Origin of the sequence: Maricurvus nonylphenolicus (assembly GCF_042854845.1) — a bacterium.
In the GTDB taxonomy this organism is placed as follows: Bacteria; Pseudomonadota; Gammaproteobacteria; order Pseudomonadales; family Cellvibrionaceae; genus Maricurvus; species Maricurvus nonylphenolicus.
The window spans coordinates 4,735,112-4,749,764 of record NZ_AP031498.1; the positions used below are offsets into that span (position 1 = coordinate 4,735,112).

Annotated in this window: 12 protein-coding genes; 4 read left to right on the plus strand and 8 right to left on the minus strand. The window is 47.1% G+C overall.

The window, feature by feature from the left end:
* Positions 1 to 29 precede the first annotated feature (29 nt).
* Positions 30 to 2,405: a TonB-dependent receptor gene (locus ACGHZ6_RS20560; RefSeq protein WP_390615914.1), complete on the minus strand. Its 2,376-nt coding sequence runs from the start codon at positions 2,403 to 2,405 to the stop codon at positions 30 to 32.
* Between the two features lie 239 nt (positions 2,406 to 2,644).
* Here ACGHZ6_RS20560 and ACGHZ6_RS20565 point away from each other — a divergent pair, with 239 nt between their 5' ends.
* The gene (locus ACGHZ6_RS20565) at positions 2,645 to 3,685 is read left to right on the plus strand and encodes an AraC family transcriptional regulator ligand-binding domain-containing protein (protein WP_390615915.1); all 1,041 of its coding nucleotides are present in this window, start codon (positions 2,645 to 2,647) and stop codon (positions 3,683 to 3,685) included.
* A gap of 27 nt (positions 3,686 to 3,712) precedes the next feature.
* On the opposite strand, the gene ACGHZ6_RS20570 is transcribed toward ACGHZ6_RS20565, so the two are convergent.
* Positions 3,713 to 4,135, minus strand: coding sequence for a hypothetical protein (locus ACGHZ6_RS20570; protein ID WP_390615916.1), 423 nt, complete (start codon positions 4,133 to 4,135; stop codon positions 3,713 to 3,715).
* A gap of 327 nt (positions 4,136 to 4,462) precedes the next feature.
* Here ACGHZ6_RS20570 and ACGHZ6_RS20575 point away from each other — a divergent pair, with 327 nt between their 5' ends.
* Together ACGHZ6_RS20575 and katG are read left to right on the plus strand one after the other, a co-directional pair.
* A complete protein-coding gene (locus ACGHZ6_RS20575) occupies positions 4,463 to 5,371 on the plus strand; it encodes a LysR substrate-binding domain-containing protein (protein WP_390615917.1) in 909 nt (302 codons plus the stop codon).
* 136 nt (positions 5,372 to 5,507) lie between these two features.
* Positions 5,508 to 7,709: a catalase/peroxidase HPI gene (katG, locus tag ACGHZ6_RS20580; RefSeq protein WP_390615918.1), complete on the plus strand. Its 2,202-nt coding sequence runs from the start codon at positions 5,508 to 5,510 to the stop codon at positions 7,707 to 7,709.
* A gap of 62 nt (positions 7,710 to 7,771) precedes the next feature.
* Here the strand turns inward: katG and ACGHZ6_RS20585 are convergent, their stop codons facing one another.
* The 3 genes from ACGHZ6_RS20585 to ACGHZ6_RS20595 all read right to left on the minus strand — a co-directional run bounded on the left by ACGHZ6_RS20585 (position 7,772) and on the right by ACGHZ6_RS20595 (position 10,225).
* The gene (locus ACGHZ6_RS20585) at positions 7,772 to 8,833 is read right to left on the minus strand and encodes a hypothetical protein (RefSeq protein ID WP_390615919.1); all 1,062 of its coding nucleotides are present in this window, start codon (positions 8,831 to 8,833) and stop codon (positions 7,772 to 7,774) included.
* Between the two features lie 100 nt (positions 8,834 to 8,933).
* Positions 8,934 to 9,833: a phytanoyl-CoA dioxygenase family protein gene (locus ACGHZ6_RS20590; RefSeq protein WP_390615920.1), complete on the minus strand. Its 900-nt coding sequence runs from the start codon at positions 9,831 to 9,833 to the stop codon at positions 8,934 to 8,936.
* Between the two features lie 50 nt (positions 9,834 to 9,883).
* Positions 9,884 to 10,225 (minus strand): hypothetical protein, encoded by a 342-nt coding sequence (locus tag ACGHZ6_RS20595; RefSeq protein ID WP_390615921.1) that lies wholly within the window; start codon positions 10,223 to 10,225, stop codon positions 9,884 to 9,886.
* A 140-nt stretch (positions 10,226 to 10,365) separates the two neighbouring features.
* On the opposite strand from ACGHZ6_RS20595, the gene ACGHZ6_RS20600 reads away from it, so the two are divergent.
* The gene (locus ACGHZ6_RS20600) at positions 10,366 to 10,989 is read left to right on the plus strand and encodes a TetR/AcrR family transcriptional regulator (protein WP_390615922.1); all 624 of its coding nucleotides are present in this window, start codon (positions 10,366 to 10,368) and stop codon (positions 10,987 to 10,989) included.
* Positions 10,990 to 11,024: 35 nt separating this feature from the next.
* On the opposite strand, the gene ACGHZ6_RS20605 is transcribed toward ACGHZ6_RS20600, so the two are convergent.
* The 3 genes from ACGHZ6_RS20605 to ACGHZ6_RS20615 form a co-directional block, all read right to left on the minus strand.
* The gene (locus ACGHZ6_RS20605; protein ID WP_390615923.1) at positions 11,025 to 11,786 is read right to left on the minus strand and encodes a substrate-binding periplasmic protein; all 762 of its coding nucleotides are present in this window, start codon (positions 11,784 to 11,786) and stop codon (positions 11,025 to 11,027) included.
* Positions 11,787 to 12,333: 547 nt separating this feature from the next.
* Positions 12,334 to 13,095, minus strand: a complete 762-nt coding sequence (locus ACGHZ6_RS20610) for a hypothetical protein (protein WP_390615924.1) — start codon at positions 13,093 to 13,095, stop codon at positions 12,334 to 12,336.
* A gap of 345 nt (positions 13,096 to 13,440) precedes the next feature.
* Positions 13,441 to 14,589, minus strand: coding sequence for an acyl-CoA dehydrogenase family protein (locus tag ACGHZ6_RS20615; protein WP_390615925.1), 1,149 nt, complete (start codon positions 14,587 to 14,589; stop codon positions 13,441 to 13,443).
* Positions 14,590 to 14,653 lie beyond the last annotated feature (64 nt).

A 14,653-nucleotide genomic window follows, 5' to 3' on the forward strand; every position in this document is an offset into this window, starting at 1 on the left:
GCGCAGAGTTAACCCCTGCGCCTCGAGAACTACATCCAGTTGTAACTGAAGTTAACGCCGTAGGTATTGCCTGCTCCTGCTGGGCGGTTAATCGTATCAGTACCAAAAGTACTGCTGTGGTAGTAATGCTTGTCTTCCAAATTCCTACCCCAAAGCGCTACCTCCCAGCTACCGTCTTCAGCAGCCAGAGCCAGGCGAGCATTAACGAGCCAGTAGTCGTCTACATACCATTCATCCACATTTCCCAAAGTACCTTCCAAATGGTTGTAGTAACTGTCGGTATAACTAAAATCTGTGACTGCGCGAATTAACAATCCATCGGCAACGGGAAATTCATAACCAATAAGACCGTTGTATTGCCATTGAGCCGTGTTAGGTAATTCCGCACCCTTGGCATTGGTAAAACTGGTGAATACCGGGCTCAGGGATTCATATTCTTTAACAACAGTGTCCAGGTAAGCCACGCCCAGTTTTATATCCAGGCCCGCCATTGGGCGCCATTGCATTTCCAGTTCTGCACCTTCAATTTCGGAGCGGGGAACATTGACCGTCGTCGCCAGGGGACCAAGTAGTGTGTTAACAGATCCAATAACCTGTTTATCGCGGTAGTCATAATGGAACAGGGCTGCGTTCAACTGCATGGTGCTGTCTAGCAACGTCGCTTTAACACCCAGCTCCAACGCTGTGGTTTCTTCTTCCTGGTAGGGAGTAAGCTGTGCGACATCGTTGGCCAGCGCGCCGTTGTAACCGCCGGATTTAAATCCAGTACCTACGGTGGTGTAAATCAGAATATCCTCCGTGGCTGCATACTCGAGGGTAATCTTGCCGGAAACATTCTCTGTCACCATTTCATCTTCAAAGGGCGCGTTAGTCACTTCCAGATAACCCGTGCCCAGATTCACAGTGCCATTGGCACCATCAATCGTTGAACAGTCACCCTGCGCAAAGGGCACATTGCCAACTTTACGTATGCCCTGAAACTCATACAGCCCGGCAACGCCGCCATCGACGTCGTAGGTGCAACCTTTCCAATTCCGCTCTTCATAGGTGTAGCGAGCACCTAGAGATAATCGCCACTGCTCGTTCAAATCAAAATCTGCGTGTCCGAATAAAGCGCGAGTATCGGTCTCCTGTTGGTAGCGACTTTCAACCTCGCCAAACGCGCCCAAACTGGCCCCGGAATCGCTAAGCCAGGCGTGATAGATTTCATCTACTTCATCGTGGGAAAAGTAAACACCAGCGATCCAGCTAAAGCCTTCGCCATCGGCACTCAGTCGCAACTCCTGGCTATAACTGTCTATCTCGGTGATATTGCGAATATTGAAGTCTTCCAGGCTGGTGCCGTCCCAGTCACTGGTATCATCACGTTCAAAACGATCGTAAGCACTGATGGAGGTCAGGCTCAAATTACCGTTAATATCCCAATCCACAGTAATTGAACCACCGATGCTATCCTGGTCTTTTTCCGGTTTGAGGTCCCAGGCCGCATCGCGAGGACTACCGGGATCGAGTTCTGCAGGATTAACCGGCGTCAGCGTTCCCCCGGATACATTGGTCACCTTATAGGCCTGCTGAGCCCATTGATCGGAATCGTCCTTGGCGGCGTGAAGATCAAACAACACACTGATGCTGTCACTGGCATTCCAGTTCAGGAGCGCACGCGCAGCGGTTTTATTCTGCTTGCCCAGTTTTTCTCCCGTTACTATATGCTGTTGGATGCCTTCATCTTGTTCAGTACGAGTGAATGCCAGGCGGCCTTGCAAAGTGTCACTCAGGGCGCCAGTAACGTAACCATCCAGTTTGGTGTAATCGTATCGACCGTAGTCAAGGCTAATGCCTGCACCAAAGTCCTCGCTGGGCTTATTGGGAATAAAGTTGATGGCACCGCCGGTGCTGTTGCGACCGTAGAGATCCCCCTGGGGCCCCTTAAGCACCTCAATGCGCTCCATATCGAACATTTGGCCACTGGTCATGACCGGGTAAGGCAGCGCTACCTGATTAACATAAACACCGACAGTGGAGTTGGAGGCTGCACTGTAGTCATCAAATCCCATACCACGAAGCGTGTATACTGGTATCCCGTTAGGAGCGGCTTCCGTCAATGTCAAACCGGGGGTATGCTGGGCCATATCGGTGGCATTTGTGATGCCCAACTCTTTCATCTGCTCACCACTAAAAGCATTAACCGTTATGCCGACGTCGTTGATGTTCTCAGTGCGCTTTTGAGCCGTAACGATAACCTCTTCAATCGCCCACTCAGATTCAGCATTAACAGAGGCAGGAATGATCATTGCCGCAGTTGTAACGGCCGCCGCAATTTTGGTCAGCGCCGAGATCTCAGCGGCCAGTTTATTGGGGCGTCTAGTGATACCTCGATTGCCACATGGCTTCTTATTATAATTCATGACTCTTCTCTCTCAGTTCGTAATAACTAAAGTGTTGACGCCTGTTATCCTGCAGTTTGCTTCTCTGCTTACTATCGTTTTGCGTCAACACTAGGTTATCGTGAGTAGCAAGCCTGAACTATGAGACAGCTGGCCAGTTTGTGGCCGCGCTGGCCAATAAACACTTTTCTATTGGTCTCGCCCATGCCAGACTATAGGCTTTCGCATAACGTCAATTAACTGATAGACCAACTGTTAATATGCTTGCCGGTTTTGGGATTGTTACCGCCCCTCATTCGATTCCCGCCATTGAGATTTATCATGCGCAACAAGTTGCGTTGGAACATGGCGAGGACCTTACCCCCTATGCCAAGGAGGCCGATGTCCCCTTGTCCGCGCTGTCGGGCAATGCAATTGAAGTTCCCGCTAAAGCGGTCGAGCGGATGTTTAAGAATGCACTTAAGCATATAAAGATTGCGGCCTTTGGCTTTAAAACCGGCAGTCGAATTTCCATTGCCGACCACGGCATACTGGGCTACGCCTACCTAAGCTGTAAAACCGCACGCGAATCTCTGGAAACCTATTTGCGCTTCCAACAACTCGTGGGTAATGACGGCAGTGCTCAAGAAACCATGAGCATTCAGGGCGACACAATGATTATTACGTCCTCGGTAGACCACTACACAGACCCTCTTTTACATCAGTTCTATACCGAACATATCTTGGGAGAATGGAGGTCCATCATTGCATCCAATGTTGGCGATGACGTTAGCTTTACCCATGTCCGCCTGGCCTGTTCAAGACCCAGCTATATTGATGAGATCGAAAAAAGCGTGGGCTGCTCAATTGAATGTGACAGCCCTCAGAACGAGTATCTTTTACCCGCCTCCGTATTGGACTTGCCTTTAAAGTTTTCAGATGCAGAGGTGGCAGCGTTAAGCCGTCAGCAATGTGAAACCGCGCTTAATTCGCTGAGAAATAAAGGTGGCATGTCGGAAAGAGTGTGCCGTTACCTGGTAGAAAATCCAGGCAAAACATTAACCCCTGAGGCGGTTGCTCAAGGTTTGCAAACCAGCTATCGATCACTGAGACGCCGATTACAGGAAGAAGGCACAACGTTTAGAGAACTCTACACGCGGGTAAGAATGCAGTTAGCAGCCGATTACTTACTCGATTCTGCCTTAAGCGTAGAACAAATCGCTGAAGTGATCGGTTATGCCGATCGATCCAGCTTTCAATCAAGCTTTAAAAAGTGGTCGGGATTTACCCCGACCCAATATAGGCAGCAGCATCAAGGCTGATAATTCAATAAAATCTGCTGACGTTCGTTAAGCTGCCTTCCCAACTGCATCAACACCAGAGCAATTCGATGCAGTAAAGAAATGACCTATAGCCCAGTAAAGAAATATCGATTGCGTAACCATTAATGTCAGCAGCATAGGCGTGAACGTGGGATCGTTTGCCTCCATGGACATATAGTGACTAATCACCGCATCACAGACGATAAGCCCCAGATAAAACCAAGATGTACCCAAGAATAGATTCCGGCGGCCTTGCAAAATAGCTAAAGCCAGGACCAACCAGGTACCCGTCATCATATAATCCACATAACTGATGGAAGCATAAACCCGCTGCGTCATACCCTCCAGCATCGCTTGTTCAACAGTTACATTGGCAACTTCAATACCAACAAGGGTGAATACAATGGCATTGGCAATACAAAAGCCATAGGCAAAAACTAGCTTAAACATGGTAGCTCACTTTTGTGTTTAGTTAAGAGTAAATACAGGACTCAGGTTATAGCGTAAACCGACGCCAAACCATGAGATGGCTGGCCAAATTGCGGCCGCTTTGGCCAATAAACCCAACAAATAAAGCCAACAAATAAAGCCAACAAATAAAGCCAATAGCCTTTGATTATCAATCCATACAATAAGAGCCTAAACGGAAGGGAAAATGGATTTGGCTATCAGCTCCATAAAATAAAATGAATTAAATCGATACTGATCTTCAATTTATTAGAACTACACTTGAGGTAGGATAACTCCTGCCCAAGACACCGCCCGACGGATAGCCCTATGATTTCGCTCAAGCAACTCACCTACGCCCTAGCTGTGGAGAAAACCCTGCATTTTAAAAAGGCCTCAGAAGCCTGTGCCATATCACAATCGGCACTCAGCACCGCGCTGACAGAATTGGAAAAGCAGCTGGGATTTCAGATATTTGAGCGCGATAACAAGAAGGTACTGGTAACGCCCTTGGGGAAACGGTTTCTGGAAAAGGCCCAGAAGATCAAGCTGGATGTGGATGACCTGTACCACATGGCCAATGCCAATAAAGCGCCATTGTCTTACCCGATGACCGTTGGTGTAATCCCAACCATTGGCCCCTATTTACTGCCAAAAGTCTTACCCCTATTGAATCAGGAATACCCAAATCTTGAGCTTACCCTGGTAGAAGAACAATCCCATGTTCTAGTAGACATGGTGCGCAAAGGGGAGATAGATACCGCCATTCTCGCCCTGCCTTTTGCCTGTGATGGCTTGCTGACCTTCGAGTTCTGGCAGGAGGATTTTTATTGGGTCACCGATATAGACGACCCCTTGGGTAAACATACACAGATCAGTAGCGATGAGATACAACAGCGCAAGCTGATGTTATTAAAAGACGGGCATTGCTTAAAAGACCATGCCTTGTCGGCCTGCCAACTTTCGGATCAATCCCCATTGATTAACTTTAACTCCACCAGCCTAACCACACTGATACAAATGGTCGCCGGCAAAATGGGGACGACGCTGGTGCCGCAAATGGCCCTGGATCAGCTGGTGGGGGTTGAGATGCCCATCCAGGTGGTTCACCTTAAGGATCCCGGCCCACACCGTAAAATTGCCTTTATCGCCCGTCCTAACTTTGTCGATATCAAGAGCGTAGAGCTGCTGATGCAACTGTTTAAATCGGCATTAGGCATGCAGTGCATAGAGAATTAGAACGTTCTAAAAAACTAAACATGACCATCAACATTTCGAACTTTTGATACCCCGTTAAGGACTCTACTCTGAAAGGGCTTACAACAACGATATGACAGCCCTTGTCATTGCCCTACCCGGAGAGGAGCCCACTACGATGCTTAAAAAATCAAGGTTCAAAAAATCCAACATCAGCGCAGCCATTGCCGGTGCCGCTGTTATTCTCGTGACTGGTGCCGCCAGTGCCACCCCCATGGGCGCACCGACTAACAAATTTTGGTGGCCAGAAAAACTCGATATGGACGCCTTACGTGCCCACGATGCACGGTCCAACCCATACGGCGCAGACTTTGATTATGCCGCCGCCTTTGCCAAAGTCGATTACAAGGCCTTAAAAGCCGATATTGAAAAAACACTGACTGACTCACAGGACTGGTGGCCTGCTGATTGGGGCCATTATGGCGGTTTGATGATTCGTATGGCGTGGCACAGCGCCGGTACCTATCGAACCCTGGACGGTCGCGGTGGTGCCGATGGCGGCCAACAGCGCTTTGATCCCCTCAATAGCTGGCCGGATAATGTCAGCCTCGATAAAGCCCGCCGCCTGCTATGGCCAGTGAAACAAAAATACGGCCGCGCTGTATCCTGGGCCGACCTGATGATTCTCGCCGGCAATGTCTCGCTGGAATCCATGGGTTTTGAAACCCTGGGCTTTGCCGGTGGCCGTATTGATGACTGGGAGGCCGATGAAGTCTACTGGGGTAAAGAACAAAAATGGCTCGACAACAAAGAGCGCCTGAAAGACGGCAAGCTGGAAAAGCCGCTGGCAGCGATGCAAATGGGGCTTATCTACGTTAACCCCGAAGGCCCTAACGCCAATATGGACCCGCTGTCTGCCGCGCAAAATATGCGTGAATCCTTTGGCCGCATGGCAATGAATGATGAAGAGATTGTTGCCCTGGTTGCCGGTGGTCACACCCTGGGTAAAGCTCACGGTGCCCGCAAAGGCAAATGTATCGGCCCCGAGCCTGGTGCCGCGCCCATTGAAGCCCAGGGCTTTGGCTGGAAGAACAAGTGTGGCAAAGGCCACTCTGAAGACACCATGACCAGCGGCCTGGAAGGCGCCTGGACCCAAACCCCCACCGGCTGGTCGATACTCTACCTGGATAACCTGTTCCGCTTTGAATGGGAACAACACCAGAGCCCCGCAGGTGCTCATCAGTGGCGCCCCTCTGACAAGTCCTTACACAACTTGGTGCCAGACGCACACATTGAAGGCAAACGTAATCCACCGGTGATGTTTACCACTGACCTTGCACTTAAAAAAGATCCCGGCTTCCGCAAAGTCGCTGAGCGCTTCTGGAAAAATCCCAAGGCGTTTGATGAAGCCTTCGCTCGCGCCTGGTTCAAACTGACCCACCGCGATCTGGGCCCACGTGCACGTTACGTCGGCACTGAAGTGCCCGAAGAAGTTTTCATCTGGCAGGATCCGGTGCCAAAGGGCAACAGCATCCGCGACAAAGATGCCGCCAAGTTGAAAAAGGCGATTATGAAATCGGGGCTGTCAGTACAGGAACTGGTGCGCACGGCCTGGGCCTCGGCTTCAACCTATCGCGGCTCGGATATGCGCGGTGGCGCTAACGGTGCTCGCATACAACTCGCGCCACAAAAAGACTGGTCCGTGAACGATCCTGCTGAACTGAAAAAAGTACTGGATACACTGCGTGAGATTCAGAAAGACAGCAAGAAGGATGTCTCGCTGGCCGACCTGATTGTTTTAGGTGGTAACGCCGCTATCGAGAAGGCAGCCAAGGATGCAGGGTACAAAATAACTGTACCGTTTAACGCCGGTCGCGGTGATGCCAGCCAGAAAATGACCGATGCGAAATCCTTTGCCTTACTGGAGCCCACAGCGGATGCCTTCCGTAACTACTACACAAATGAGGCCTACGATTCACCGGCCAATATGCTAGTGGATAAAGCTGACCTGCTGACACTCACAGTGCCCGAAATGACCGTACTGATTGGCGGCATGCGCTCACTGGGAGCCAATACAGGCGGTACTAACCACGGTGTCTTCACCGACAAGCCAGGCACCCTCAACAATGATTTCTTCGTTAATCTGCTGGATATGTCTACTGTCTGGAGCAAGCAGGGCGATGGTATGTATGAAGGTAAAGACCGTGCCAGCGGCAAGCTGAAGTACACCGCGACACCGGTTGATCTGATCTTTGGATCAAACTCTGAACTGCGTGCGATTGCTGAGGTATATGCCTCAAGCGATGGTGGCGAGAAGTTTGTAAATGACTTTGTTGCCGCCTGGGTGAAAGTGATGAATTTGGATCGTTTTGATCAGTAATTACTGACATCACCAGCAAATAAAGGCGATAGCTATAATGGCTATCGCCTTTAAGTTGTGCCTTACGGATGAGTCACTTTTAACATCCGATCTCCAATAAAGGAGCCGATATACCAAGTCTCTCCCACCTCCTGAATAACTGTACCCGCGCCCATGGGAGCTCCATGTTGCTCCAGTAATTCACGAGATTGCATAGTTTCGGGATCCAACTCAACAACGCTAAACTTACCCGGACAGGCTTTGGTGCCATCGCTCAAACACAAACGTAAATCCCCCACGCTAAAATCATGGGAAGCGATTAATAATTTACCGTTATCACCCCACTGACTATTATCCGGATGCTGAACCTCTGCCTCACTCACTAACTGGCGATTGTGCCAGTCAAATTTAGTGACCGTTGATGCAGCCCAGGCATTGATAAACAGGTAACGACCATCAGCAGAAATTTGTATGCCGTTGGGGTAATCTGAACTGTAACCTTCCACCTGACTGAACTTGCCATCCTGCCAATGCAACAGGTAACCAGGATTTAACCCGATTAATGCCAAGCCTTCTTTCCAACTCATGGTACCCACTTGGGCGTCTGGTTTATCGAACATATGAGTAGCGACAAAGCCGCCGTCGGGTAATGCCACGACATCATTGAGGAAAGAACCGGCAGGCGCCTCGGCGCAGCCTTTCCAGGTAATACGATAACCAGACTCTTCGCTCAGAACCTCGTAGAATTCTATCGCCTCGCGCTCGCTGTGATTGACCACCAACAGTTGCTGTCGGCCATCGGCTCTGGTGGAAAGATGGATGCCGTGTGGAGCCAGATAATCCCCAGGGGGTTGGCTGCAGGATTTATCCCCCCAGAGTTCTTCACCTTCAACAACACTGTGGGACAATTTCTGTCTGCGGTCAGTGTCCACGTGTAACAGCGATAAATGGCCATAGACCTCGCCGTGGTTTTGCTCCATCTCACTAACCATCAGTGTTTTGCCGTCAGCCAGCAGTTCCATATCTTCCGGGCTCTGCCAGCCACACAGAGGTTGTTTATCCCCAACAGAATCACAATGGGTGATCCGTGCAGATTCATCCACACAACCGCAAAGTAACAGGGCGACAAATAAGTAACGTTTCAAGCTGGCATCTCCATATTGTTGTGCAGGCAAATTGTTTAGGCGTGCCAAGCCTACCATAAGCACAATTCCAACAAGAAGGTCATCCTAGGCCAAAAATAACTTATCGAGCACTTAACTCTTTCCAGTAACTTAATCCCAACCCCGCAGTCTTGGTAATTTTCAATCGCAGATTTTCAGTAAAGCTTGCACTAGCATCGGGCTCAAAAATATTATGCAGTTGTCGGCGCAAAGCGCGGGTATGCTCACGGATACGTTGTTTTCTGGATAAATTGCGGGTGCGATTTTCCATAATAAAATTGCCGCGGTTTTTACCCCTAACCAACAAAGCAGATTCCGGGCTACCAACCTTATTTGCATTGGCGGCCACATAGCGAATAGCAAACCCTATACGGCGGTCATCACTGGTATTGGCATCAGAGCCATGCACCAAACGGTAATGGTGTAATGACATCTGTCCCGGCTGCAACTCCATATACACCTGTTTGCTTTCATCGAGATTATCAGCAGGAATTTCCTGGCCGCGGGTTAACAGATTGTCTTTAGCGTAGGTATTTACCTGTTCCAGAATTTTTGTATGGCTACCCGGCTCAACTTTCATGACGCCGGATTCTGCCGTGGCAGGGCTAAGTGCCACCCAGGCGGTAATGACATCATCGGCCTCTACTCCCCAATAGGCGGCATCCTGATGCATGGAGACATAACTCATACTGCCGGCCTCCTTGGTAAACAGTTGGGTCATATAACAGAGGATATCCGGCCCCAATAATGATTCCACCGCATCGAGAATTTTAGGGTGATGTACCAACTCATCGGCCCAGTCGTACAGCAGGTAACTCTTATTACACTGCAGACGACCCAGTGGATGACCTTGCATTTTTTCGCCGCCTTCAAGCTCTGCCCTTAAGCGGATAGCATCTTCACGGCCTAAAACATCAACGGGAAACAGGCAACCCTGTTGCTGATAGCGCTCGATTTGTTCCTGAGTTAAATGGTGGGACATCTCTCTCTTTCTCCTATTGTTTTTGATATAGAGTCTTACTACTCAGCTCATTAGTTAAGCAGCACTGTTACCGTTGCCACAGCGCCGAGTAGACTGAGGCCCAGCATTATCGCCAGGGCAGCCAGCCTCTCACGACTACCGCCATCGGGGTCCATCCGGGTAAACAACATGGCGTAGAGGTTTCCCGCCATAAAGCCCCAGGTCAACAGCATCAGTAACTGGCTTAACAGCTGCTCCAGCGTCAGGGCGCTATAGATCAACAGTCCACAGGCCAGGTAATCATCCAGCGATAGGGGCCAGTATTTGTTGGTGCGGATAACCACTAGGGTTTCCCCAGTGATCAACACCGCTGCAACCAGCAACGCGTAATAAGGCAGATACATTTCCAGCATTACCAGATCTCTCCTAACGATGTCTAAATCTCAACTATGGAAACATTGTTACCCTATTTTTCAGAAGTGTCAATAGATCACTTTTCAGCCAGTTCAAGTGGGGCTTTGATTTACTCATCGCAAGCCCTAATATGCGCCCTATGAATACGACTTCTCGCACCACAAAAGCGGCTCACAAAACCGACGGCCGCACCATAAATGCCAACACCCTGGAAAAGCTGCGCACCACCATTCTTGGGCTCTTCGCCGAAGCGCTTTATCAGGATGTGGGGATTCGTACCATTTGTGAAAGGGCCAAAGTCAGTACCCAGACGGTGTACAAGTACTTTGGCAACAAGGAAGAAATTCTCTACGCCTGTATTAAACAGGATCTTGACGGCTTAAATGCCTCCCTTATAGAGGCCGCCAGCCATCACTGCAATCGTATCGACCAAGTGCGTGTGGTGCTGGAAACCTGGTGTAATTTTTATTTCGATAACCCCAGTATTGCCCGTATCGTATTTTTAAATATCCCCCAGGCCTACTGGGTGGGAGAACGCCAGTTTGTGCAATCGGCACTGCACGATGCTCTCAATCAACAGGTTGAAGCAGGCCAACAAGCTGGAGATCTGTGGGATCAAATCCCTGCAGAATTACTTAATGAAATGGCTATAGGTGCAGGCCACAGGTTAATGATTCGCTGGCTGACCTCCGATGAGATCAGCGCAGAGGAAGTGCGAACTAGTTATATTGCCGGAGTGTTGCAACTGATCACTCCAAGGTAGCACCTATCCTAGCCTTATATTCATCGAATGGGTCATTATTTTTGCCCAAGATAATGATCAATGATTGTATGAAATTCCCCAGCTTGCTTTAGCTCTGAGACTTTTTCGCATACTTGGCCCACTAAACCACCTTCAGCCAACCAGGAATCAGTAACCGCCAAATGAAGATATAAATCCGACACGAACTGACCTTTCTGAACCTGGCCTTCTACCCCCAATCTTTTCGACAAGAACTCAACATGATCCCAACTCATAATGGCCGCATCTATCCTGCGGGATACTACAGATTTAAACATGTTTTCGGCATCCTGAAACTTAAGCCTTTCCGCAGTAGGCACACCGGCTTTCTGCAAGAAACCTCTACCAGAATTCCAAATGCCAACACGATACTTATCTAGATCGTAGATCTTACCGGGAATCAATTGTGTATCTGAGTGCCAAATAAGGTACACCTTAGATACAAAAAGCGGATTGGGACATACCGTTAGAATCTCAGGGTAATCTTCAATGGTGATATTTCGTAGTACTAGAACCGCTGTCGCATCAGCACGGTTATTGATAATCTCAAATAACGTTCGCGACTCAGGGATTAAGCGGGTATGCGCCTCGACCCCAAGGCTAGAAAAAACAAGGCTGACTATATCCGGGAGAACCCCTTTGGCAACCCCATTTACCCTATATGAAAATGGCTCAATACTTCCACCCTGGACATAACGAACCGATAGCGGCTCTGCAGAGACCAGAGGTGATAACAATACAATTAGCAAGGGCCAGGCTAGTAGCTTCATCTTAGGCAAAAAAGTACACTGTCAATTAAAGAATCTACAAAATTATAGGTCATATTTAACCCTGAAACCTTGCTTCCAGAGCTTACGGCTGAAGTACTTTCAATAGACGATTCCCGAAAAATTATCAATGCTGAATATCAAAGAGCTCTATCGAGAAATCAGTGTAGATTAACTGTTATTTACAACCTATCCAATGACTATAACAAGCGAATAAATAGGTATTAACATGCACTCTAGACAGCCGAAAATTTAAACATGTGACAGAAGCAGGTTTAGATATCCGGATATGCAACTTTAGACAATGGATAAGGATTAAACTACCGACTATATTGATAACGAGAAATCGAATATTTATATAATCATATACATATTATTTTTACCAATTATGCCAAAAACACCTCTATTACCATAGATTCGTATAAGATGAGATATTTAATCTGGAAAATTAAGGATCATACTTCAAAGATAATTGTAGACTTTCTATACCCATCATCACTTAACCTTATATAGACCACATAAATGAAAAATAAATTCGAGAATATATTTAAAGCCATCCTTAATATGAATTTTTAAATCGTATAGGCCCGCCGTATTTTTGGACTGCTTTATCTAAATACCAAGAAAACTTTGCAGCTATATTCTCATGGCGAAAATGTAGAACAAAATACATATCTACATTTCCTAAGGCTATTTTCTGAATTTCAACATTTAATTGATCAAGTTTTAACATATCCCTAGAAGCCCATAGATTGAAATTTGTGGCCACAAATGCATCGATTCTTCCAGCAGCTAACATTTTCAACCCTTGCTCAGTACTTGCCACAGCAATTGGGTTAGATAAATTGTATTTATCCAGCAATATTTCAATAGTTCCACCGCGGTAATAACCAAGATTAAAGTCAAGTACCTGCGGATTATCTGAAAGCTCAATAAAGTATGATTTATCTTTACTCCACAACTCAATCTCAGCCTTAGCAATCACTACAGGGATAAGAATCGCCTCTTCTAACCGATTACGATAGAGCGCCTTGGAAACACCACATATACCATCAATACTTCCTTGCTTTAATTCTGCGATACTTCTCAGTTCAGGATAAGACATCAGATTAATACTAATGCCAAGATCAGCTTGCACTTCTGAGAGTATATTCTGCCCCCATTGATGATAAGGAGATGAAACCTTTAAAGGGCATGCTATATGAAGAGTATTTGCAGATGCAGTAATACAACTAAACGCAATTAAAAGAGTATTTGATATTAAAAAAATACGACGGATACTGTATATACCGAGTAAATCAGGGACGCCAAATATAGACATACCAAATAACCCCGCTCGAAACCATATCCCTTTCGTATAAGAAAACTTAGATATCTACATCAGAATGATAGTTAACTATATGGATATTTTCACAAGAAACCCTATTTAAAGGATTTATAGAACTTTATATAGATGATATAGGCAGTATAGCTCTGTACAGTAACAGAGCCACTTTAAATCTGGTACAGTCCTCCAACTACGTAAATAGTAGACATAAATAAGCGATTTACAGAAGAACAGATCACAGAGATTTTTAAAGTAAGATGAGGCTGGAGCCACAACTAAAACCCAGGTCGATACCTAAACGAAGGTGGCGAACTGCAAGCACAACTATTCGTCTGCATGCTACAACAAGGCAGATATGCCAAGGAGCTCCCTGCCAATGATCAATTTTTGAATATTACTCGTCCCCTCAGGAATCATGGCTCCTTTGGAATCACGAAATATTCTTTCAATCCCCATATCAGTTGCATACCCTATCCCCCCATGTACTTCCATCGCCATATCAGCGACTTCAAATCCAGCTCGTGTAGCATAAAGCTTAGCAATCGAGCATTCGACTCGAGATAGCTTACCTTCATCAAGAGCCCTGGCAGCATTGTAGGTAAGGGCACGCGAGGCGTCGGTTCGAATCTGCATTTCGACGATTTTGTCTTGAATAAGCTGGAACTCACCAATTAATTTATTAAACTGCTTACGTGTTTTTGCATACTCAATAGATTTATCCAGTGCAGCCTGTGCATAACCTACCGAACCTGCCGCTAAATTAAGTCGCCCTTTATTGAGAGAACTTAAAATAGATTTAAGCCCTTCACCTTCTCTTCCCAACAGGCTACTTGAAGGCACCTTCACATTATCAAAACTTAGTAGAGCCGTTCCCGTAGATCGAAGAATCATCGTTTCGACAGGTTCGATAATATAAGGACTAGAATCTTTATCGACAATAAATAAGCTTAACTTTCCATCACACGTATCACTGAAGGTTTTGGCTACAAGAATACCGAAGTCAGCCCACTGCCCAAATGTAATAAATACTTTAGAGCCAGTGATTATATATGAATTCCCCTGTTTAACTGCTCTGGTCTCAATTCCAGCAACGTTAGACCCGTGGTCAGGTTCGGTAATACCCACCCAGCCTTGTCGTTCACATTTCATAACAGGTTCGAGGTACTCTTGCTTTTGTGATTTTGTACCTAGCTCTCTGAGCAATAGTGACACCCCACTGGCATTATTTACAGCGGCACGCAATGAAGCCCAGTGATAACCAGCCTCTTCGACCAACAAGGTCCATTCAGTGAAACTGAGATCCATACCACCATGCGCCTCATCCAAGATACCACCAACCATACCAAACGGCTGAATATCTTTCATGATTTCAAAAGGAAAGTGTCCACGGCGCTCATAATCCGTAATATAAGGATCCAGATTTCGACTTAAGAATTTCCGTACTGTTTCTTTAAGATATTCCTGATCAGCACTTAAATAGTGGGTCATTTTTATTCCCAATATACTTATATAAAAAAAAGGCTTCCCGTGAGGAAAGCCAAGCAAGAGAGTA